This window comes from Klebsiella sp. CTHL.F3a (genome assembly GCF_019890895.1).
Lineage (GTDB): Bacteria > Pseudomonadota > Gammaproteobacteria > Enterobacterales > Enterobacteriaceae > Klebsiella > Klebsiella grimontii.
Map to the genome: position 1 here is coordinate 5,579,869 of NZ_CP082360.1, position 20,304 is coordinate 5,600,172.

Here is a 20,304-nt window from a genome sequence, read left to right on the forward strand (position 1 = left end):
TATGGAGATCACACAATCGGGGGATGGGGCGTAGACATGGGGAGGATGGAAAGAGGTTGTTAAAAAAGGAAACTCATCACCGTTAAGCCACTCAAGTGTATCCACGAGCACATCACCAAATAGGACGGGTATATGAAAATCAAAACTGGCGCTCGCATCCTCGCGCTGTCTGCATTGACCACGATGATGTTTTCCGCCTCTGCCCTCGCAAAAATCGAAGAAGGTAAGCTGGTTATCTGGATTAACGGCGACAAAGGCTACAACGGCCTCGCTGAAGTGGGTAAAAAGTTTGAAAAAGACACCGGCATTAAAGTATCCGTAGAACATCCGGATAAGCTGGAGGAGAAATTCCCGCAGGTTGCCGCGACCGGCGACGGCCCTGACATCATTTTCTGGGCCCACGACCGTTTTGGCGGCTACGCCCAGTCCGGCCTGTTGGCGGAAATCACCCCGGACAAAGCTTTCCAGGACAAACTCTATCCGTTCACCTGGGACGCGGTTCGCTATAACGGCAAGCTGATTGCCTACCCGGTTGCCGTCGAAGCGCTGTCGCTGATCTATAACAAAGACCTGGTGCCAAATCCGCCGAAAACCTGGGAAGAGATCCCGGCGCTGGATAAAGAACTGAAGGCGAAAGGTAAGAGCGCGCTGATGTTCAACCTGCAAGAACCGTACTTCACCTGGCCGCTGATTGCCGCCGACGGCGGTTATGCGTTCAAGTTTGAAAACGGCAAGTACGACGTGAAAGACGTAGGCGTGGATAGCGCTGGCGCGAAAGCAGGCCTGACCTTCCTGGTCGACCTTATTAAGAACAAGCATATGAACGCCGACACCGACTACTCCATCGCGGAAGCGGCATTCAACAAAGGCGAAACCGCGATGACCATCAACGGTCCGTGGGCGTGGTCTAACATCGATAAGAGCAAGGTTAACTACGGCGTTACCCTGCTGCCGACCTTCAAAGGCAACCCGTCTAAACCGTTCGTTGGCGTACTGAGCGCCGGTATTAACGCCGCCAGCCCGAACAAAGAACTGGCGAAAGAGTTCCTCGAAAACTACCTGATGACCGATCAGGGCCTGGATGAAGTGAACAAGGACAAACCGCTGGGCGCGGTCGCGCTGAAATCCTTCCAGGAAAAACTGGAAAAAGATCCGCGTATCGCCGCCACCATGGCTAACGCCAAGAATGGTGAAATCATGCCGAATATTCCGCAGATGTCCGCCTTCTGGTATGCCGTTCGTACCGCAGTGATCAACGCCGCTAGCGGTCGCCAGACCGTTGAAGAGGCGCTGAAAGACGCACAGGCTCGTATCACCAAGTAATACGGTTTCCCTTATTTCTTAGGGAATAAGGTTTGTTGAATACGTTGTTACACGAAATCATTCGCGCTACATCGAGGCGGCAAGGATGCAAATCCCCAGGCGCTTACATTAGTAAGTGACTGGGGTACGCATCCGCAGCCAACAAAGAGGTAGCGCGAAGGATAAAGTGTAAAGAGGATGATCCCCATGGATGTCGTGAAAAAGAAACACTGGTGGCAAAGCCCGCAGCTCACATGGTCTGTGATCGGCTTGCTGTGCCTGCTGGTGGGTTACCTTGTTGTTTTGATGTACGCCCAGGGGGAGTACCTGTTTGCCATCATGACGCTGATTTTGAGCTCGGTTGGCCTGTATATTTTTTCCAATCGCAAAGCCTACGCCTGGCGCTATGTGTATCCGGGTCTCGCCGGGATGGGGCTGTTCGTCCTGTTCCCGCTGATCTGCACGATCGCAATCGCTTTTACCAACTACAGCAGCACTAACCAGTTGACCTTCGAACGCGCCCAACAGGTGCTGATGGACCGCTCCTTCCAGGCGGGTAAATCCTACAACTTCGCGCTTTATCCGGCGGGAGATGAATGGAAGCTGGCGCTGACCGACGGCGAAAGCGGCAAAAACTATCTTTCCGACGCCTTTAAATTCGGCGGCGAGCAGAAGCTGGCCTTAAAAGAGGCTGACGCCCTGCCGGAAGGCGAGCGCGCCACGCTGCGCGTGATTACGCAAAACCGTACCGCCCTGAACCAGCTGACCGCCGTGCTGCCGGATGAAAGCAAAGTCATCATGAGCTCCCTGCGCCAGTTCTCCGGTACTCAACCGCTGTACGCGCTGGCCAATGACGGTACGCTGACCAACAACCAGAGCGGCGTGAAATATCGTCCGAACGCCGAGGTCGGTTTCTATCAGGCGATCAACGCCGACGGTAGCTGGGGCAGCGAAAAGCTCAGCCCGGGCTACACCGTAACCATCGGCTGGGATAACTTCACCCGCGTGTTCCAGGATGAAGGGATCCAGAAACCGTTCTTCGCGATTTTCGTCTGGACGGTGGTGTTCTCCGTTCTGACCGTGATTCTCACCGTTGCGGTCGGCATGGTGCTCGCCTGTCTCGTCCAGTGGGAAGCCCTGAAGGGCAAAGCGATTTACCGCGTACTGCTGATTCTGCCTTACGCCGTACCGTCGTTTATCTCGATTCTGATTTTCAAAGGGTTGTTCAACCAGAGCTTTGGTGAGATCAATATGATGCTCAGCGCGCTGTTCGGCATCAAGCCGGCCTGGTTCAGCGACCCAACCACCGCGCGTACCATGATTATCATCGTCAACACCTGGCTGGGCTATCCGTACATGATGATCCTGTGCATGGGCCTGCTGAAAGCGATTCCTGACGATTTATATGAAGCCTCGGCAATGGATGGCGCTACGCCGTTCCAGAACTTCTTCAAAATTACGCTGCCGCTGCTGATCAAGCCGCTGACGCCGCTGATGATCGCCAGCTTCGCCTTTAACTTTAACAACTTCGTGCTGATTCAGCTGTTGACCAACGGCGGGCCGGACCGGCTCGGCACCACCACGCCGGCGGGCTACACCGACCTGCTGGTGAGCTATACCTACCGTATCGCCTTTGAAGGCGGCGGCGGTCAGGACTTCGGCCTCGCGGCGGCTATCGCCACGCTGATCTTCCTGCTGGTAGGCGCGCTGGCGATTGTTAACCTGAAAGCCACACGTATGAAGTTTGATTAAGGGAGATAACGATTATGGCTATGGTTCAACCCAAATCTCAGAAGCTGCGCCTGTTCACGACGCATCTCCTGCTGCTGATTTTTATCGCGGCGATTATGTTCCCGCTGCTGATGGTTATCGCTATCTCTCTGCGCGAAGGTAACTTCGCCACCGGTAGCCTGATCCCTGAAAGTATCTCCTGGGAGCACTGGCGGCTGGCGTTAGGTTTCAGCGTCGAACACGCTGACGGTCGCGTCACGCCGCCGCCCTTCCCGGTGCTGCTGTGGCTGTGGAACTCCATCAAGGTGGCCGGCATTACCGCTATTGGCATTGTCGCGCTCTCTACCACCTGCGCTTACGCTTTTGCCCGCATGCGCTTCCCAGGTAAAGCAACGCTGCTGAAAGGGATGCTGATTTTCCAGATGTTCCCCGCAGTGCTGTCGCTGGTCGCGCTGTATGCCCTGTTTGACCGTCTTGGCCAGTACGTGCCGTTCGTCGGCCTGAATACCCACGGCGGCGTCATCTTTGCCTATATGGGCGGTATCGCGCTGCACGTCTGGACGATTAAAGGTTACTTCGAAACCATCGACGGCTCGCTGGAAGAAGCGGCGGCGCTGGACGGCGCCACCCCATGGCAGGCTTTCCGCCTGGTGCTGCTCCCGCTGTCAGTGCCGATTCTGGCGGTGGTGTTTATTCTGTCGTTCATCGCTGCGATTACCGAAGTACCGGTGGCCTCCCTGCTGCTGCGCGATGTGAACAGCTATACCCTGGCGGTCGGAATGCAGCAGTATCTCAACCCGCAGAACTATCTGTGGGGCGACTTTGCCGCCGCGGCGGTGCTCTCCGCCATCCCGATTACCGTAGTGTTCCTGCTGGCCCAGCGCTGGTTGGTCAACGGCCTGACGGCTGGCGGAGTGAAAGGTTAATTTTTTTGTAACACCCGCCCCAAATTTCAGATGAGGGCCGGCGGTTTAGCGGCAATACACGTCCCCAACCGGGTATTGCCGCCGCCGCCCTCAGCTGAAAAAGTAAGGCAAATGCCACTGCTATCCTCAACTGGACCCTACATAAATTTAATTTGTGACTGTTGGTCAGCGGCCCTGGAGGCCGCTTTTTTTTATTCGCGTTTCAGGCGGTTGGAGTTACACAGCCAGAGCGTAATCACCAAAATCAGGATCGCCGCGGAGTAAATCAGTACCGCCATAGGCGACTCATGATCGATAATGATCAGGCGGACGATGGCGGTAATGCCGATATAGACAAAGTAGCGCAGCGGGAAGTGAAATCCCGACTCAAAGTACTTCACTATCAGCGCGATAAATTCGAAATAGAGGAAGTAGACCACCAGCCCTTCCACCAGCTTGTACTTACTGACAGGTTCAGGGGTGAACAGGACGTGCGCCAGATGCAACGTCTCTTTCCCGAGAAAAACGATCAGTATGACTCCCAGACACAATAGCCCGAGATTCAAAACGGTTTGCATGGCGGTTGCAATAAAACTCACCAACGGACGATAAACCGGCGGCATAGGTACACCTCATCATCATGATTTCCTGTGACCTGTATAACGCAAAAATGTGATCCAGATCTACATTTATGAGTCCCTTCTTGTGACTACAGCGCTCTCGCCTATCCGACGAAATACGTAAAAAAAGAAATTTTTACTTTCGGCGAGGCTGTGAGGCAGTTAACTAAATCCCTTTTTATGTTCAAAAAACAGAATATAAATACCTATCAAATCAGCTAATTAACCATAATAAGATCACAATTTTACAATATTTTAATAAGCGAATATTTTTCTCTTTCAGGCATAAATAACGGGGGTATTAGAGTAAGTTTTTTCTTAAGAATTGACATAGCATATTCGCAGATTAATAAGCCCTCGTTAGCGGATAGATATAAAATATGACTACTGAACACGCATCTCTATTTATAAACTGGCTGAAAAAAGAAGTTGCCCCGGCATTAGGCTGTACAGAGCCTGTCGCTATTTCTTTTACCGCGGCTTACGCCGCGAAACATTTGGATACTGCTTGTCAAAGTATTAGCGGTTTTATTTCCGCAAATCTGTATAAGAATGCAATGGGCGTAACTATTCCCGGAACATCCGTCAGTGGCGTGGCGCTTGCGGCCGCAATTGGCGCATTTGGCGGCGACGCTGATAAGGGATTAAAAACACTGGAGGGGATTAGCGAACGGCATGTTGAACTAGCCCAAAAATTAATCGCCGATGGTCAGGTCAATATTAGCGTGCAAGACACCCCTGATTTTATTCATCTGGATCTGACGCTGACGGGCGGCGAAAAGAGCTGCCGCGTGGTGGTCAAGGGCACGCATACCAATATCGTTGAGCTGTATATTAATGGCGAAGCGCAGGTGCTGGCGGACAAACAGAGTACGGTAACGCAGCAGGAAACATTAGCAACCTTTTCGCTTGCCGAGGCCTTTGATTTTATTAGCGAGGTCGAATTCGCCGACATCGCATTTATTCTCGAAGCCGCCCGGCTCAATTCGGCGCTGGCGGAGGAAGGTAAAAGCAAAAAATACGGTTTGAACATCAACGGCACCTTCTCTGATGCGGTAAAAAATGGCCTGCTCAGCAACGACCTGCTGAGTAAAGTCATCATCAATACCGTCGCCGCATCCGACGCGCGAATGGGCGGAGCCCCCGTCGTCGCGATGTCAAACTTTGGTTCCGGTAACCAGGGTATCGCCGCCACCATGCCGGTAGTGACGGTCGCGGAGCATCTTAACGCCGATGAAGAGACCCTCGCGCGGGCGCTGGCGCTCTCCCACCTGACCGCCATATCGATCCATTCCCGCTATACGCGTCTGTCCGCGCTATGCGCAGCGTCCACGGCAGCGATGGGCGCCGCGGCAGGTATGGCGTGGTTATTTACCCGTGACCTGCAAACAATTAATACCGCTATTATTAATATGATCAGCGATATTACCGGCATGATTTGCGATGGCGCCTCTAATAGCTGCGCAATGAAAGTATCGTCCGTGGTTTCCAGCGCCTTTAAGGCCGTACTGATGGCGATGCAAAATAGCTGCGCAGGCTCTAATGACGGCATTGTTTGCGCTGATGTAGAGCAGACCATTAATAATCTCTGCCGTCTGGTGATTAAGCCCATGGCCTACACCGATAAAGAAATCATCAACATTATGGTAGCAAAGTAATCATTAATTCGCGTTTTAATGTACCTTACACAAATAATTAATCTCCTGAACACAACAGGTATTGCTTATGAACAAAAAAGTTATTCTACGGGGTATGAGCGCCATACTTCCCTTGTGCATCGGCGACTTTCCGTTTTCATTTATTGTCGGCGCGCTAAGCGTTAGCGCCGGGATGAGTATCTGGCAAAGTACGGCATGGTCGACGATTGTCATCGCCGGTTCGGCACAAATGCTGGCGTTAAATATGCTAAAAACCGGAGCGAGCCTTGGGGTGATTATATTCACCACGATGATAATTAATCTTCGCCATGTGCTTTATAGCGCCTCTATTTCCAGTACGGTACGCGAAGCCTCCTTCTTTAAAAAATGCTTTATGGCATATGCCCTGACCGATGAAGTGTACGCCACGACGGTGAAAGAGATGGAGGAGAATAAAAAAGATAAATATCTTTTCTATTTTTCAGCAATGCTGACGTTTTGGTTCGCCTGGGTACTGGCCGATTTCCTTGGCGCTCTGGTTGGCGCGTCTTTTCCGCACATTGAAAAATATGGTCTGGACTTCGCGATGGTCGCCGCATTTATCGCCATCGTGGTCCCGCAAATCAAAAGCCAGGCCTGTACCGTCGCCGCCGTTGTTGCTGCCGTATCCGGGGTACTTTTGGTCGTACTGCCCTACTCGTTAGGTATCGTCGTCGCGTCCGTACTGGGCGTAATGGCGGGCCTGAGCGTCGATCTCGCCGAAGAGCGTAAACAGGCGCAGGCCGCTGACAAACTCTCTCTCGAAGGAGCGCTGGAAAATGAGTAATAGCTTTTTTATCGCCCTGACGCTGGGCATGGCCGCCGTGACCTTTCTTATTCGCTTCTCGTTCATTGGCCTCGCCGGGAAGATTCAGATGTCGAGCCGGGTCAGCAAAACGCTGCGTTTTGTGCCGGTGACCGTGCTGCCGGCCATCATCACGATTCAGATCCTGAGCGTAAATTCCAGCATGGAGTTCGATTTGAAAAACCCGAAGGTGATCGCCGCGATTATCTGCACGCTCGCCAGCTTCCGCCTGGGCCTGGTATGGGTCGTCGTCAGCGGCGTCGGTTCACTCGTTTTGCTCAACTATTTCATGTAACCACCTATCAGAAGGAATCAACAGAATGATAATTACCACTGCCGCTGCGCCTGCCGCCATTGGTCCGTATGTTCAGGGGGTAAACCTGGGTACCATGACGATGACCTCGGGGCAGCTCCCGGTCAATCCGCAAGACGGCACCATGCCTGACGACATCGCTCAGCAGACGCGACAGTCGCTGGATAACGTTAAGGCTATCGTTGAAGCGGCGGGTTTGCAGGTGAAAAACATCGTTAAGACGATGGTCTTCGTCAAGGATCTGAATGACTTCGCCACCATCAACGCGGTTTATGAAGCGTTCTTCGCCGAACACAACGCGGACTTTCCAGCCCGCTCTTGCGTTGAAGTCGCCAGACTGCCTAAAGATGCGGGCATTGAGATCGAAGCCATCGCCGTCGCCTAATCCCCCTGCCGGAGGTCCTCCTCCGGCAACGTCTTACCCCCCACTTTTGAGGTTTACCCGCAGCGAAGTTTACGGGCAAAATATCGCCACTTCTTTGCGAGGAACGCAGAATGCTAAAGATTCGTATTGGACGTCCGGAAGATGCGGCTTTACTCAACGAAATGGCCAACGTCAGTTACCGCCACCACTTTACCCATCTCTGGCACAACGCCGAGGAAATGGAGCACTACCTGCAGCAAGAGTATTCCATGGCCGCGTTGGCGCCCAGCCTGGCCGATCCGCAGTGCTGCTGGTTGATTGCGGAAGCCGCGCGCCCTGTCGGCTTTGCTAAATACGCCTGTGGTCAGAATATTGATCCCGGGGGTCCATCCGGCGCGCTGCTACATAAGCTCTATCTACTGCCTGACGCCACCGGGCATCGTTACGGCGAGCAGATTTTCCGCGCCGTCGAGACGCGAGCGAAAGAGACGGGTGAAAGCTGGCTATGGCTGGAAGTGCTCGCCGCGAATACCCGCGCCCGCCGTTTTTATGAACGCCAGGGGATGCAGCACGTGAAGGATGTGGCATTTCATTCTGCAACCCAGCAAAGCACACTCCATATTCTGGCTAAACCAATCTGAGAGGCAGCATGCATACCCTTCGTGAAACCGCCATTCGCAACGTCGCCAGCGGCGAAAACGTGGTGATTTACCAACCCGCCAACCTCTACGACTGCACGCTTGGCGATAACGTCTTCGTCGGGCCATTTGTGGAGATTCAGGGTCATACCCGCATCGGCAACGACAGCAAAATTCAGTCCCACACCTTTATCTGCGAGTACGTGACCATCGGCGAGCGCTGCTTTATCGGCCACGGCGTGATGTTCGCCAACGATATGTTCCGCGAAGGCAAACCCAACGCCGACCGCGAGAGCTGGGGAAGAATTGTGATTGGCAACGATGTGTCTATCGGCAGCGGCGCAACCATTCTGGCGGTCAGCATCTGCGATGGGGTCGTGATCGGCGCGGGCAGCGTGGTGACAAAATCCATTACTGAGAAAGGCGTGTGGGCCGGGAACCCGGCAAAGCTGCTGCGCCGGCTATAACAAAAATGCCGACCACATGGGCCGGCATTGCGAACGTTTTAGCGATTATGCGCGCCAGGATTTATAGCGGTTAATCAGACCGTTAGTGGAGCTGTCGTGGCTGCTCACTTCGGAACCATCTTTCAGCTCCGGCAGGATGCGGTTAGCCAGCTGTTTGCCCAGCTCAACGCCCCACTGATCGAAGGTGAAGATGTTCATAATCACGCCCTGGGTGAAGATTTTGTGCTCATACAGGGCAATCAGCGCGCCCAGGCTGAACGGCGTAATTTCACGCAGCAGGATGGAGTTGGTTGGGCGGTTGCCTTCAAACACTTTGAACGGCACAACGTGTTCCAGGGTCGCCGGATCTTTACCCTGATCGCGATATTCCTGCTCGACCACTTCGCGGGATTTACCAAACGCCAGCGCTTCGGTCTGCGCAAAGAAGTTAGACAGCAGCTTCGGATGGTGGTCGGACAGCGGGTTGTGGGTAATCGCCGGGGCGATAAAGTCGCAAGGCACCATTTTGGTCCCCTGGTGAATCAGCTGGTAGAACGCGTGCTGACCGTTGGTGCCCGGCTCGCCCCAGATGATTGGGCCAGTCTGGTAATCCACGGCGTTGCCGTTACGGTCAACGTATTTACCGTTGGATTCCATGTTGCCCTGCTGGAAGTAGGCTGCAAAGCGGTGCATATACTGGTCGTACGGCAGAATCGCTTCGGTTTCAGCGCCGAAGAAGTTGTTGTACCAGATACCAATCAGCGCCAGCAGCACCGGCAGGTTTTTCTCAGGCGCGGTCGTGGAGAAGTGTTTGTCCATCGCATGCGCGCCGGAGAGCAGTTCAACAAAATTGTCGAAGCCCACGGACAGGATGATGGACAGGCCGATGGCTGACCACAGAGAGTAACGGCCGCCAACCCAGTCCCAGAACTCAAACATATTAGCGGTATCAATACCGAACTCGCCCACCGCTTTACCATTGGTGGAGAGCGCGGCGAAGTGTTTCGCTACGTGTTTCTCATCGCCGGCGGTCGCCAGGAACCAGTCGCGCGCGCTGTGAGCGTTGGTCATCGTTTCCTGAGTGGTAAAGGTTTTCGACGCCACCAGGAACAGCGTGGTTTCCGGGTTCACCGTTTTCAGCACTTCGGCGATGTGGGTCCCATCGACGTTGGAAACAAAGTGCATATTCAGGTGATTTTTATACGGGCGCAGCGCTTCGGTCACCATGAACGGGCCGAGGTCGGAGCCGCCGATACCGATGTTGACGACGTCGGTAATCGCTTTACCGGTGTAGCCTTTCCAGCTGCCGGAGATAATGGCTTCGGAGAAGGTTTTCATCTTCTCAAGCACGGCGTTCACTTCCGGCATCACGTCTTTGCCATCAACCAGAATCGGAGTATTGCTGCGGTTACGCAGCGCAACGTGCAGCACCGCGCGATCTTCCGTACGGTTAATCTTCTCGCCGGAGAACATGGATTTAATGGCGTCTGCCAGGAAGGTCTCTTTGGCCAGGTCCTGCAGTTTTGCCAGCGTCTCTTCGGTGATGCGGTTTTTGGAAAAATCCACCAGCATCAGATCGTCGAACGTGGCGGAGAATTTAGAGAAACGATCGCTATCCTTCGCGAACAGATCCGCGATGGTAACGTCTTTCATTTCATCAAAGTGTTTCTGTAATGCCTGCCAGGCAGAGGTCTGCGTTGGGTTGATGTTTTTCATTAGCAATACTCTTCTGATTTGAGAATTGTGACTGCGGTCGATTGTAGCGCCGGTGACGAAAAATTGTGATGATTTTTATGTTATGCCGATGATACGCGTCAGAAATTGGGCCGATTTGGCGCAAAATGCCCCTGATAGTATAGACATCATAAGGCTTTTTTCTGTCAGCGACCCGCGCATGAAAAATCCGCATAACCCTGACGTTGACATACTTCGCCTGAAGCCTTTATATAACGGCAGTACCTACGTATACGTAGATATGTATGGATCGCGCATTTCACGCTACAGCGAAAGGGTATTGTAGGGGGGTATAATGTCCCGCGTCCCCCAGGCAAAGTGAAAGACGTCGGTAATTGCCAGAAGAGGTGCGTTGCCCAGGTAACCGTATTGGAGGAGCCAGTCCGGGGAAAATACGTGAGGGGGAGCAACGCCGAGGTGAATAAGCGTCTGGTTACGCTCATCACCGGCCACAGGGGCTGAATCCCCTGGGTTGTCACCAGAAACGTTCGCAGTCGGGCGTTTCATACTCGCCATCTGATGCACAGCATCGGCAAGCGGGTCTACAAGGTGGAGCACTTCTGGGTGACATCGTAGTTTGTTTATCGCTCTGCGCCCACCCTGTTTTTCGCTCTTCCCTTGTGCCATGGCTGAATAATTTGGCCTGGCTTATTAAGACATTTTATTGCAATCCGGCTGCGTCCAGCCCCGCCAGGATTGGTTTTCTGGAATCGTTTTAATAAGTCAGGCCCCCTGACACGAGGTTGTTATGACAGATTTAGTTGTAGCCAAATTCGGCGGCACCAGCGTTGCCGATTTTGATGCCATGAACCGCAGCGTAGACGTCGCGCTGCTGGATGCCAATACCCGCGTGGTGGTGCTTTCCGCCTCAGCGGGCGTGACCAACCTGCTGGTCGCATTAGCGGAAGGGCTGGAACCCGGCGAACGTTTCGCGAAGCTCGATGCCATGCGTCAAATCCAGTTCAATATTCTGGAGCGTCTGCGCTATCCCAACGTTATTCGCGATGAAATTGAGCGCCTGCTGGAAAATATCACCACCCTGGCGGAAGCCGCCTCCCTGGCCAGCTCAACCGCGTTAACCGACGAGCTGGTCAGCCACGGCGAACTGATGTCTACCCTGCTGTTTGTCGAGATCCTGCGCGAGCGCGGTATCGCCGCCCAGTGGTTCGATGTACGCAAAATTATGCGCACCAACGACCGCTTTGGCCGTGCGGAACCGGATATCGCCGCCTTATCTGAATTAACCCAGCAGCAGCTGACCCCGCGCCTTGCGGAAGGGCTGGTGATCACCCAGGGCTTTATCGGCAGCGAAGCCAAAGGCCGTACCACCACCCTGGGCCGCGGCGGCAGCGACTATACCGCCGCGCTGCTCGGCGAAGCGCTAAACGCCACCCGCGTCGATATCTGGACCGATGTTCCGGGTATCTATACCACCGACCCGCGCGTCGCCCCGGCGGCCAAACGCATTGACGTTATCGCTTTTGAAGAAGCGGCGGAAATGGCGACCTTTGGCGCGAAGGTCCTGCATCCGGCCACCCTGCTCCCCGCCGTGCGCAGCGATATTCCGGTATTCGTCGGCTCCAGCAAAGAGCCGAAAGCCGGCGGCACGCTGGTGTGCAAAAACACCGAAAACCCGCCGCTGTTCCGCGCGCTGGCGCTGCGCCGCAAGCAGACGCTGCTAACCCTGCACAGCCTGAATATGCTGCATTCACGCGGTTTTCTGGCCGAGGTATTCAGTATTCTGGCGCGTCACAGTATCTCCGTCGATCTGATCACCACTTCGGAAGTGAGCGTGGCGCTGACCATGGATACCACCGGTTCGACGTCGGCTGGCGATACCCTGCTCACCCAGGGGTTGCTGACCGAACTTTCCTCTCTGTGCCGCGTTGAGGTCGAGCAGGATCTGGCGCTGGTCGCCATCATTGGTAATGAGCTGTCGAAGGCGTGCGGCGTCGGTAAAGAGGTGTTTGGCGTACTGGACCCGTTTAATATTCGTATGATTTGCTACGGCGCATCCAGCCATAACCTGTGCTTCCTGGTACCGGGAGCGGATGCCGAAAAAGTGGTGCAGAAGCTGCATCATAATCTGTTCGAGTAATAGCGAATAAAATGGCCCGCCATTTCTGCCGGGCCATTTTTAGTTTCCCATCACCGTGGTGATCAGCAATCTGTCCAACTCCCTGACATCACCGCTCCGGCTCTCCGGCAGCGCTGGCGGGATTGCGCCCCTGAGCAGCTCGGACTGAATAAACGCGTGCAGCAGCGGTCGACGCGGGCCGTTTTCCGCCTCTCCCGCACGCTGTTTACGCTCCAGCAGCTCGTCTATTTCCGCACGTAGACCCGTTTCCAGCTCGCTTCCCGCCAGCAGTTCATCAAAGCGCATCGGCGGCACGCCTTTTCCCGCCTCAACCCAGCGGACGGCCAGCAGCGGGCGCAATACGTAAAAGTACTTTTTCAGCCGCACCTGTTCGCCTTGCAGATAGCCGCGAAAATTTTTCCTGGCCATCGAGTAGTAATGCCAGCGGGCGCGAACCGGAGAAAACCAATGCGGGATGAGTTTTTTAAGCGCCTGAACCGTCGCATCATCCTGCCGATACACCACCGGTGAATCCAGCCATTCGATCAGCGTCGGGTTCGCCCCTTTCAACAGACCCAGCGCTTTGCGCCACTCCCAGCCGCAGACGTCCAGCTCATCGTCGATGGGCAGCTCGATAACATCGCGCTGCGCGTCCACCCGCAGATACCACTCCAGCGAATGAACGTAGAGAAACCGCACATCATAATCGCTGTCCGGCGAAGCAAAGCCCCAGCCCCGGCTGCCGGACTCGCAGGCGTAGAGCACCCTGACGCCGTAGCGCCGCTCCACGTCGTTTAACTGCCGCTGCACCTTATGGCGCATGGCGGCGTTCACACCGTGATACGTCATTTTCATTATCCTTTTAGATTCACCAGGCCATGCAGCACCTGGTCCAGACCGCCAAAGACCGAGATTTTATCGATACGCTCCGCCACTCTTTCCAGCGTTTCCAGCTCTTTTAAACGCAACGCCACCGGATTGTTTTCCATCACCTTCGCAGTGTTGAGCAACGAGCGCGTCGCCGCGGTCTCTTCACGCCGGCGGATCACGTTCGCCTGCGCCGATTTCTCCGCCTCCACCAGCTGCGACAAAATGGCTTTCATGTCGCCGGGCAGCACAATATCCTTCACGCCCAGCGACGCGACGTCGATACCAAATGCCGCCATGCGCTCGGTGACCTGCGCGCTTACCACCTCATCAATGATTTTCTTATCTTCCAGCAGCGCATCCAGCGTTCGTGTTCCGACGGCTTCACGCAGCGCAAACTGCAGCTCGCGATACAGATGGTCCAGCGGCTTCGTCAGCTGTCCAAAAGCCTGCAGCACATCGCTGTAGCGCCAGTTCGCCGCCAGATTTAAACGCAGGTTCACTTTATCTTTGGTCAGAATCTCCTGGCCGCCAACCTCCAGCACCTGCAGGCGGGTATCGACCACTTCCGCTTCCACCAGGTGATTGACCTTCCAGTACGCGCTCAGGCCAGGCTGCAGCAGCGATTGTGTCTCGCCGTCGATTTTCAGCACCCCGACGTGCCACGCCGGCACCGATACGGTGAGGATCGCTTCGCGGCCTTTTACCGCCCCGTGACGTCGCGGCTGCAGCACCGCATTCATGATGTCAGCCGGAACCGCAACCTGCCGGGTATCGATACGTAGCAGCCGCATCTCGTCACCGGCGGACCAGTACAGCCGGCGCGTCGAAGGCGGTAAAATTTCCTGCAGCACACCGTTGGCATACAGCGCCCCGGTTTCGATATCCGTCAAATCCGCCGCCAGGCAGTAGCGTTCAACCCATTCAGGCTGAAAGCGCCGTAAATACTCCGCCAGCGCTTCCGGCACCTCGCTGCCGTCCCGGTTTACGATCAGCACGTCAGGAACGTTGAACCACGGCAGGCGGTGCTCGCCCGCTTCCAGAACCTGATAGTAGTCGCCCTGGCGGGATAAAAGGCCAAGCTGACCTTTACGTACCGTAATTTTTTTCGTCATTTTTTATTCCTTAACAATTAATCAGGCGCGGGTGCAGGGGCGAAGCCGCAGGGGAACTCCCTTTTACCTGCGGCACGGCGCCTTTACCGGCGGCCTGCTTTGGGGAGTGCCGACTGCGCACAACCCCGGTGTATTTTTATGATTAACAACCAGTTTTCATTGGAGATGAAATCGGGAATCGAACCCATTGGTGGTCATCGGCTGACGGAACGCGCCCGAAAAACGGTCTGTACCGTTCCTGGCGTGCCGGCGGGGTTTAACCCCCTGCGTCTTCAGCGTCGTGACGAAAGGACTATTGCCAGATGCGTGCCAAAAACAACAATGGCGAAAGTTGTTTTTTAAAAAATTGATTAATAAGGTTTTTATTTTCAAAGCACACCGTAGCGCTTGCTCCCGCCGACAGGTTTTTTTATCTTTAAATATCAACAATTATCTTTTGGGATAAACATGAAAAAGCGGCGAGTGGTGATTGGCGTCCTCGGAACGGTACTGGATAAACGCGGCAAGCGAGCGAACCGTTTTAAAAAATGGCGGCCCACCGTGGGGCTATGCCAGCAGGCCGATTTTCCTGTCGACAGGCTGGAGCTTCTCCACCAGCCGCGTGATGAAAATATGGCGCAAAAGCTGATTGACGATATCGCACAGCTTTCGCCGCATACCGAAGTCCATCCGCATACGGTTGAAATCAACGATCCCTGGGATTTTGAAGAGGTCTACGCGGCGTTTCTCGACTTCGCCAACCGCTATCGCTTTGATACCGAAAACGAAGAGTATCTGGTGCATATCACCACCGGGACCCACGTGGCGCAGATCTGCTGGTTCCTGCTGACCGAAGCGCGCTACCTTCCCGCCAGCCTGCTGCAGACCAGCCCTGCGCCGAAAGGCGCAGCGGATGAAGCCGTCGCCGCCGGTATTTACTCGGTGATCGATCTGGACTTAAGCCGCTATGCTGCGCTCACCAGCCGCTTTCAGCGCGAGCAGCAGCAGTCCGTCTCCTTCCTGAAGGCAGGTATCGAGACGCGGAACGCGACGTTCAACGCACTTATCGATCGTATTGAGCGCGTGGCGATCCGATCGACCGATCCGATCCTGCTTACCGGCCCAACGGGCGCCGGTAAATCCGTCCTCGCCAAACGTATTTTTCAGCTTCGTCAGTCGCGGCATCGGGTGGCGGGAAAATTCACGGCGGTGAACTGCGCCACGCTGCGCGGCGATAACGCCATGTCCACGCTGTTTGGTCATGTCAAAGGCGCGTTTACCGGCGCGGTGACGCCTCGCGCCGGGCTATTACGCGAAGCCGACGGCGGCGTACTGTTTCTCGATGAAATAGCCGAGCTGGGGCTGGATGAGCAGGCCATGCTGCTGAAGGCCATCGAAGAAAAAACCTTTTTCCCGTTTGGTTCGGATAAAGAGGTGCACAGCGACTTCCAGCTGATCGCCGGCACGCATCGCGATATGCAGCAGTGGGTGGCGGAGGGGCGCTTTCGCGAAGATCTTTATGCGCGCATCAATATGTGGCGCTTTGCCCTCCCCGGCCTGGCGCAGCGGCGGGAAGATATTGCGCCGAACGTGGAGTATGAATTACGGCGACTGGCCAACGAGCGGCAGACGCAGATCCGCTTCGATAAAGACGCCCGCGAACGCTATCTGGCTTTTGCCTGTTCGCCGCAGGCGCAATGGCGCGGCAATTTTCGCGAGCTCAGCTCGTCCGTGGCGCGCATGGCGACCCTGGCCGAGCAGGGGCGCATTACGCTAGCCGTTGCGGAAGAGGAGATAATGCTGCTGAAAGAGAGCTGGCAGCTCACGACATCTTCTCCTGATATTGCGCTGGAAATCGATCTGTTCGATCGCCGCCAGCTGGAAACGGTGCTGGAGGTCTGCCAACGCAGCGCTTCGCTCTCCGAAGCCGGACGCGAGCTGTTCGCCGTCTCCCGGCAAAAAAAGGCCAACCCTAACGATGCCGACCGCTTGCGCAAATATTTAGCGCGCTTCGGACTCAGCTGGGAGCTTATCCGCAGCGGAACATGAGCATAATTTGTTTGAATAATATGTCTTAGCACGATAAACAATAGCGATGGCCGGGCTCGATCCCGGCCGGTCTATAACAAGCAAACACAACTTACGTGCAAGGAAAACAACATGCTCGCCACGCTTACGCGGCTGTTCCCATTATGGGCGCTGCTGCTCTCGGTTATCGCCTATTACACGCCATCCACTTTTACCCCCGTTGGCCCGTGGGTCCCGACGCTGCTGATGCTGATTATGTTCGGCATGGGCGTGCATCTGAAAGTCGACGATTTTAAGCGCGTGCTTTCCCGCCCCGCGCCGGTCGCCGCCGGCATTTTTCTCCACTACCTGGTGATGCCGCTCGCCGCCTGGCTGCTGGCGCTGATTTTTCACATGCCGCCCGAGCTCTCCGCCGGGATGGTGCTGGTCGGCAGCGTCGCCAGCGGTACGGCATCCAACGTGATGATCTTTCTGGCAAAAGGCGACGTCGCGCTCTCAGTCACCATCTCATCGGTTTCCACGCTGGTTGGGGTGGTCGCCACCCCGCTGCTGACGCGTCTGTACGTGGATGCGCATATTCAGGTGGACGTGATGGGGATGCTGCTCAGCATTCTGCAAATCGTGGTGATCCCGATTGCGCTGGGGCTGGTAGTGCACCATCTGCTGCCGAAAGTGGTGAAGGCGGTGGAGCCGTTCCTGCCGGCCTTTTCGATGGTCTGCATTCTGGCGATTATCTGCGCCGTGGTGGCCGGTTCCGCATCGCATATCGCTTCCGTAGGCTTTGTGGTGATTATCGCCGTCATCCTGCATAACACCATCGGCCTGCTCGGCGGCTACTGGGGCGGACGGCTGTTTGGCTTTGACGAATCCACCTGCCGCACGCTGGCGATCGAGGTGGGAATGCAGAACTCTGGCCTTGCCGCCGCGCTGGGGAAAATCTACTTTGGCCCGCTGGCCGCGCTGCCCGGCGCGCTGTTCTCGGTCTGGCACAACCTGTCCGGCTCGCTGCTGGCCGGTTACTGGTCAGGGAAGCCTATTGTTGATAAATCGCGTAAAACGGTAAAAGAGCGCGAATAACCCGTAATTTTCCCGGCTTGCGCTGCGCTTAGCCGGGCTACGGTCCGTGCAGCTTGCGGGTTTTGTCGCCGGACAGGCGCGCAGCGCCGCCTCCGGGATTTTCTGCGAGGCACAACAATTTACCGTGAGACGTCAGCCCCAATACCGTACACTGAAACCACAGGCTAATTGAGGGCACCACTATGGCACTCCCCCGCATCACGCAAAAAGAGATGACCGAGCGCGAACAGCGCGAACTGAAAACCCTGCTCGACCGCGCGCGCATCGCCCATGGCCGTCCGCTGACTAACGCGGAAGCCAATAGCGTGAAAAAAGAGTACATCGATAAGCTGATGCTTCAGCGGGAAACCGAGGCAAAAAAAGCTCGCCAGCTGAAGAAAAAGCAGGCGTATAAACCGGATGCAGAGGCCTCGTTTTCCTGGTCGGCAAATACCCCGACGCGCGGCAGACGTTAACGCCCTTTCTTCTTGCGCCCCGGCGCGGTAAAGCGTTTGCCGTTTGACGCCGGGCGGGAGGACTTGTCGCTGGTTTTTTCAATCGCCACCACCGGGCGCTTGATGCCGGCCGTTTTCGGCTTCGCTTTTGCCTTCGGTTTCGCTTCTGAAGACGAGTTTTCAATCAGTTTGAAAAGATCGATCAGCTCATCGTCGGTCAGATCGCGCCACTCTCCCAGCGGGATCCCCGTCAGGCTGACGTTCATGATCCGCGTCCGCTCAAGCTTCGTCACTTCATAGCCAAAGTGTTCGCACATCCGGCGGATCTGGCGATTCAGCCCCTGTACCAGGGTAATGCGGAACACAAACGGCGCTTCTTTTTTCACTTTGCACTTCTTCGTCACCGTGCCGAGAATCGGTACGCCCGCCCCCATGCCGCGGATAAACTCATCGGTCACCGGCTTATCAACGGTGACCATATACTCTTTTTCGTGATCGTTACCGGCGCGCAGGATTTTATTCACCAGATCGCCATGGTTGGTCAGAAAGATCAGCCCCTGGGAGTCTTTATCCAGGCGACCGATGGGGAAAACGCGTTTACTGTGGTTAACGAAATCCACGATGTTATCGCGCTCGCCGTCTTCGGTGGTGCTGACGATGCCAACCGGTTTATTCAGCGCAATCAGGACCAGATCGTCCGCTTCGCGCGGCTCAATCAACCGGCCATTGACCTTTACCACGTCGCCAGCTTTAACCTGGTCGCCGATGGTGGCGCGCTTGCCGTTGATAAAAACGTTGCCTTGTTCGATAAAGCGATCGGCTTCACGACGCGAGCAAATTCCGCTTTCGCTGATGTATTTATTAAGTCGGGTTGATGAGTCGGGCAGCATAAAATCTCCTGTAAAAGCGAAATATACCCTACCTTACGGGCGATAAAAAAGAATCGCGCTCTCGTCGCCTGACACTAAGTGTGATCTGCTCCGCCTTTCAACACAAAAGTGTGCCCATGAAAGCCCGGCAACTTTGCCCGGCGAAACAAAGCAGAATCAGGCTCTTATCACGTCCAGCACAAAGGTGCCATAAACCACCGGTAAGCAACGCAAATGTGCAACAGAAATGGTCGGAACATCTTCATGAAATAGAGGAAAATTTCTTTGAAGCGGGTCGCTGATGGGGTTATATCAGATCATGACAGCAACTCTCCCATTTGCACAAATGTGCAGGAGCCGACAGTGACGATGGAAAACAGCGACGATATTCGTCTGATCGTGAAAATCGCCCAGCTCTACTATGAGCAGGATATGACCCAGGCGCAGATTGCCCGCGAGCTGGGGATATACCGCACCACTATCAGCCGTATGCTGAAGCGCGGCCGCGAGCAGGGCATCGTCACTATCGCCATCAACTACGACTACAACGAAAATCTGTGGCTTGAGCAGCAGCTAAAACAAAAATTCGGTCTCAAAGAGGCGGTAGTGGCGGCCTGCAACTCACTGCTGGAGGAGGATCAGCTCAATCTAATCGGCCTGCATGGCGCGCAATTGGTCGACAGGCTGCTAGAGCCGGGCGATATCGTCGGCTTCTCCTGGGGTCGGGCGGTGCGCGCGCTGGTGGAGAATCTGCCACAGGCCAGCCAGTCCCGTCAGGTTATCTGCGTGCCGATTATCGGCGGCCCCTCCGGCAAGCTGGAGAGCCGCTACCACGTGAATACGCTGACCTACGGCGCCGCGGCGAAGCTGAAAGCGGAATCGCATCTCGCCGATTTTCCGGCACTGCTGGATAACACATTAATTCGCAACGGTATTATGCAGTCCCGGCATTTTAAAACGATTGCCTCCTACTGGGATAACCTGGACGTCGCGCTGGTGGGCATTGGTTCTCCGGCGATCCGCGACGGCGCCAACTGGCATGCATTTTACGGCAGTGAAGAGAGCGACGATCTCAACGCTCGCCAGGTCGCCGGCGATATCTGTTCGCGTTTTTACAACATTGATGGCGCGCTGGTCGAAACCGCCATGAGCGAAAAAACGCTCTCTATCGAGATGGCGAAACTCAAGCAGGCGCGCTACTCGGTGGGTATCGCCATGGGCGAGGAGAAATACGCCGGGATTCTTGGCGCCTTAAACGGTCATTACATTAATTGTCTGGTGACGAATCGAGAAACCGCTGAGTCATTACTGAAGTAAATGTCAA

20 protein-coding genes and 1 riboswitch are annotated in these 20,304 nt (G+C 55.2%); of the genes, 15 read left to right on the forward strand and 5 right to left on the reverse strand.

Annotated elements, in window-relative coordinates; genetic code table 11:
* Nucleotides 1–132 precede the first annotated feature (132 nt).
* The 3 genes from malE (at nucleotide 133) to malG (ending at nucleotide 3,959) form a co-directional block, all read left to right on the forward strand.
* On the forward strand, nucleotides 133–1,323 hold the full coding sequence (gene malE, locus K7H21_RS26140; RefSeq protein WP_004127785.1) for a maltose/maltodextrin ABC transporter substrate-binding protein MalE: 1,191 nt from the start codon (nucleotides 133–135) through the stop codon (nucleotides 1,321–1,323).
* A 186-nt stretch (nucleotides 1,324–1,509) separates the two neighbouring features.
* A complete protein-coding gene (gene malF, locus K7H21_RS26145) occupies nucleotides 1,510–3,054 on the forward strand; it encodes a maltose ABC transporter permease MalF (RefSeq protein ID WP_004109570.1) in 1,545 nt (514 codons plus the stop codon).
* Nucleotides 3,055–3,068: 14 nt separating this feature from the next.
* Complete coding sequence (gene malG / locus K7H21_RS26150; protein ID WP_004097756.1) at nucleotides 3,069–3,959, forward strand: maltose ABC transporter permease MalG; 891 nt, start codon at nucleotides 3,069–3,071, stop codon at nucleotides 3,957–3,959.
* Between the two features lie 191 nt (nucleotides 3,960–4,150).
* Here malG and psiE read toward each other — a convergent pair whose 3' ends face one another.
* On the reverse strand, nucleotides 4,151–4,561 hold the full coding sequence (gene psiE, locus K7H21_RS26155; protein ID WP_004097754.1) for a phosphate-starvation-inducible protein PsiE: 411 nt from the start codon (nucleotides 4,559–4,561) through the stop codon (nucleotides 4,151–4,153).
* Between the two features lie 377 nt (nucleotides 4,562–4,938).
* Between psiE and K7H21_RS26160 the strand changes: the two genes are divergently transcribed.
* The 6 genes from K7H21_RS26160 (at nucleotide 4,939) to K7H21_RS26185 (ending at nucleotide 8,821) form a co-directional block, all read left to right on the forward strand.
* On the forward strand, nucleotides 4,939–6,216 hold the full coding sequence (locus K7H21_RS26160; RefSeq protein ID WP_004127779.1) for an L-cysteine desulfidase family protein: 1,278 nt from the start codon (nucleotides 4,939–4,941) through the stop codon (nucleotides 6,214–6,216).
* A gap of 67 nt (nucleotides 6,217–6,283) precedes the next feature.
* The gene (locus tag K7H21_RS26165) at nucleotides 6,284–7,021 is read left to right on the forward strand and encodes an AzlC family ABC transporter permease (protein WP_004127776.1); all 738 of its coding nucleotides are present in this window, start codon (nucleotides 6,284–6,286) and stop codon (nucleotides 7,019–7,021) included.
* Entirely contained in the window at nucleotides 7,014–7,334 is a 321-nt protein-coding gene (locus tag K7H21_RS26170; RefSeq protein WP_004097748.1) for an AzlD domain-containing protein, read from the forward strand. Before K7H21_RS26165 ends, K7H21_RS26170 begins: the two co-directional genes overlap by 8 nt.
* A gap of 25 nt (nucleotides 7,335–7,359) precedes the next feature.
* Nucleotides 7,360–7,737: a Rid family detoxifying hydrolase gene (locus K7H21_RS26175; RefSeq protein ID WP_117077261.1), complete on the forward strand. Its 378-nt coding sequence runs from the start codon at nucleotides 7,360–7,362 to the stop codon at nucleotides 7,735–7,737.
* Between the two features lie 110 nt (nucleotides 7,738–7,847).
* Nucleotides 7,848–8,357: a GNAT family N-acetyltransferase gene (locus K7H21_RS26180; RefSeq protein ID WP_004127761.1), complete on the forward strand. Its 510-nt coding sequence runs from the start codon at nucleotides 7,848–7,850 to the stop codon at nucleotides 8,355–8,357.
* Between the two features lie 8 nt (nucleotides 8,358–8,365).
* Nucleotides 8,366–8,821 (forward strand): acyltransferase, encoded by a 456-nt coding sequence (locus K7H21_RS26185; RefSeq protein ID WP_004097740.1) that lies wholly within the window; start codon nucleotides 8,366–8,368, stop codon nucleotides 8,819–8,821.
* A 45-nt stretch (nucleotides 8,822–8,866) separates the two neighbouring features.
* Here the strand turns inward: K7H21_RS26185 and pgi are convergent, their stop codons facing one another.
* Complete coding sequence (pgi, locus tag K7H21_RS26190; protein ID WP_087829637.1) at nucleotides 8,867–10,516, reverse strand: glucose-6-phosphate isomerase; 1,650 nt, start codon at nucleotides 10,514–10,516, stop codon at nucleotides 8,867–8,869.
* Nucleotides 10,517–10,868: 352 nt separating this feature from the next.
* A riboswitch (Lysine riboswitch) is annotated at nucleotides 10,869–11,102 on the forward strand.
* A gap of 180 nt (nucleotides 11,103–11,282) precedes the next feature.
* On the opposite strand from pgi, the gene lysC reads away from it, so the two are divergent.
* Nucleotides 11,283–12,632, forward strand: a complete 1,350-nt coding sequence (gene lysC, locus K7H21_RS26195; protein ID WP_004127755.1) for a lysine-sensitive aspartokinase 3 — start codon at nucleotides 11,283–11,285, stop codon at nucleotides 12,630–12,632.
* Between the two features lie 39 nt (nucleotides 12,633–12,671).
* Here the strand turns inward: lysC and K7H21_RS26200 are convergent, their stop codons facing one another.
* Both K7H21_RS26200 and K7H21_RS26205 read right to left on the reverse strand, forming a co-directional pair.
* Nucleotides 12,672–13,460, reverse strand: coding sequence for a nucleotidyltransferase domain-containing protein (locus K7H21_RS26200; protein ID WP_223035468.1), 789 nt, complete (start codon nucleotides 13,458–13,460; stop codon nucleotides 12,672–12,674).
* A 5-nt stretch (nucleotides 13,461–13,465) separates the two neighbouring features.
* Nucleotides 13,466–14,593, reverse strand: coding sequence for a slipin family protein (locus tag K7H21_RS26205; protein ID WP_049115445.1), 1,128 nt, complete (start codon nucleotides 14,591–14,593; stop codon nucleotides 13,466–13,468).
* A gap of 138 nt (nucleotides 14,594–14,731) precedes the next feature.
* On the opposite strand from K7H21_RS26205, the gene K7H21_RS26210 reads away from it, so the two are divergent.
* The 4 genes from K7H21_RS26210 to K7H21_RS26225 all read left to right on the forward strand — a co-directional run bounded on the left by K7H21_RS26210 (nucleotide 14,732) and on the right by K7H21_RS26225 (nucleotide 18,132).
* Nucleotides 14,732–14,935 (forward strand): hypothetical protein, encoded by a 204-nt coding sequence (locus K7H21_RS26210; protein ID WP_075208534.1) that lies wholly within the window; start codon nucleotides 14,732–14,734, stop codon nucleotides 14,933–14,935.
* Nucleotides 14,936–15,040: 105 nt separating this feature from the next.
* Entirely contained in the window at nucleotides 15,041–16,621 is a 1,581-nt protein-coding gene (gene rtcR / locus K7H21_RS26215) for an RNA repair transcriptional activator RtcR (protein ID WP_142468474.1), read from the forward strand.
* A gap of 111 nt (nucleotides 16,622–16,732) precedes the next feature.
* A complete protein-coding gene (panS, locus tag K7H21_RS26220; protein WP_004127747.1) occupies nucleotides 16,733–17,677 on the forward strand; it encodes a ketopantoate/pantoate/pantothenate transporter PanS in 945 nt (314 codons plus the stop codon).
* Between the two features lie 182 nt (nucleotides 17,678–17,859).
* Entirely contained in the window at nucleotides 17,860–18,132 is a 273-nt protein-coding gene (locus K7H21_RS26225; RefSeq protein WP_004127746.1) for a YjbD family protein, read from the forward strand.
* On the opposite strand, the gene rluF is transcribed toward K7H21_RS26225, so the two are convergent.
* Complete coding sequence (gene rluF / locus K7H21_RS26230) at nucleotides 18,129–19,001, reverse strand: 23S rRNA pseudouridine(2604) synthase RluF (RefSeq protein WP_123828576.1); 873 nt, start codon at nucleotides 18,999–19,001, stop codon at nucleotides 18,129–18,131. The two genes, K7H21_RS26225 and rluF, sit on opposite strands and share 4 nt — an antisense overlap.
* Nucleotides 19,002–19,349: 348 nt before the next feature.
* Here rluF and K7H21_RS26235 point away from each other — a divergent pair, with 348 nt between their 5' ends.
* The gene (locus tag K7H21_RS26235) at nucleotides 19,350–20,297 is read left to right on the forward strand and encodes a sugar-binding transcriptional regulator (RefSeq protein WP_087829630.1); all 948 of its coding nucleotides are present in this window, start codon (nucleotides 19,350–19,352) and stop codon (nucleotides 20,295–20,297) included.
* Nucleotides 20,298–20,304: the final 7 nt, after the last annotated feature.

What these genes read in the sequence shown, in the direction of transcription:
- malE (WP_004127785.1), top strand. Translation starts at nt 133, where the DNA reads ATGAAAATCAAAACTGGCGCTCGCATCCTCGCGCTGTCTGCATTGACC.
- malF (WP_004109570.1), top strand. Translation starts at nt 1,510, where the DNA reads ATGGATGTCGTGAAAAAGAAACACTGGTGGCAAAGCCCGCAGCTCACA.
- malG (WP_004097756.1), top strand. Translation starts at nt 3,069, where the DNA reads ATGGCTATGGTTCAACCCAAATCTCAGAAGCTGCGCCTGTTCACGACG.
- psiE (WP_004097754.1), bottom strand. Translation starts at nt 4,561, where the DNA reads ATGCCGCCGGTTTATCGTCCGTTGGTGAGTTTTATTGCAACCGCCATG.
- K7H21_RS26160 (WP_004127779.1), top strand. Translation starts at nt 4,939, where the DNA reads ATGACTACTGAACACGCATCTCTATTTATAAACTGGCTGAAAAAAGAA.
- K7H21_RS26165 (WP_004127776.1), top strand. Translation starts at nt 6,284, where the DNA reads ATGAACAAAAAAGTTATTCTACGGGGTATGAGCGCCATACTTCCCTTG.
- K7H21_RS26170 (WP_004097748.1), top strand. Translation starts at nt 7,014, where the DNA reads ATGAGTAATAGCTTTTTTATCGCCCTGACGCTGGGCATGGCCGCCGTG.
- K7H21_RS26175 (WP_117077261.1), top strand. Translation starts at nt 7,360, where the DNA reads ATGATAATTACCACTGCCGCTGCGCCTGCCGCCATTGGTCCGTATGTT.
- K7H21_RS26180 (WP_004127761.1), top strand. Translation starts at nt 7,848, where the DNA reads ATGCTAAAGATTCGTATTGGACGTCCGGAAGATGCGGCTTTACTCAAC.
- K7H21_RS26185 (WP_004097740.1), top strand. Translation starts at nt 8,366, where the DNA reads ATGCATACCCTTCGTGAAACCGCCATTCGCAACGTCGCCAGCGGCGAA.
- pgi (WP_087829637.1), bottom strand. Translation starts at nt 10,516, where the DNA reads ATGAAAAACATCAACCCAACGCAGACCTCTGCCTGGCAGGCATTACAG.
- lysC (WP_004127755.1), top strand. Translation starts at nt 11,283, where the DNA reads ATGACAGATTTAGTTGTAGCCAAATTCGGCGGCACCAGCGTTGCCGAT.
- K7H21_RS26200 (WP_223035468.1), bottom strand. Translation starts at nt 13,460, where the DNA reads ATGACGTATCACGGTGTGAACGCCGCCATGCGCCATAAGGTGCAGCGG.
- K7H21_RS26205 (WP_049115445.1), bottom strand. Translation starts at nt 14,593, where the DNA reads ATGACGAAAAAAATTACGGTACGTAAAGGTCAGCTTGGCCTTTTATCC.
- K7H21_RS26210 (WP_075208534.1), top strand. Translation starts at nt 14,732, where the DNA reads ATGATTAACAACCAGTTTTCATTGGAGATGAAATCGGGAATCGAACCC.
- rtcR (WP_142468474.1), top strand. Translation starts at nt 15,041, where the DNA reads ATGAAAAAGCGGCGAGTGGTGATTGGCGTCCTCGGAACGGTACTGGAT.
- panS (WP_004127747.1), top strand. Translation starts at nt 16,733, where the DNA reads ATGCTCGCCACGCTTACGCGGCTGTTCCCATTATGGGCGCTGCTGCTC.
- K7H21_RS26225 (WP_004127746.1), top strand. Translation starts at nt 17,860, where the DNA reads ATGGCACTCCCCCGCATCACGCAAAAAGAGATGACCGAGCGCGAACAG.
- rluF (WP_123828576.1), bottom strand. Translation starts at nt 19,001, where the DNA reads ATGCTGCCCGACTCATCAACCCGACTTAATAAATACATCAGCGAAAGC.
- K7H21_RS26235 (WP_087829630.1), top strand. Translation starts at nt 19,350, where the DNA reads ATGGAAAACAGCGACGATATTCGTCTGATCGTGAAAATCGCCCAGCTC.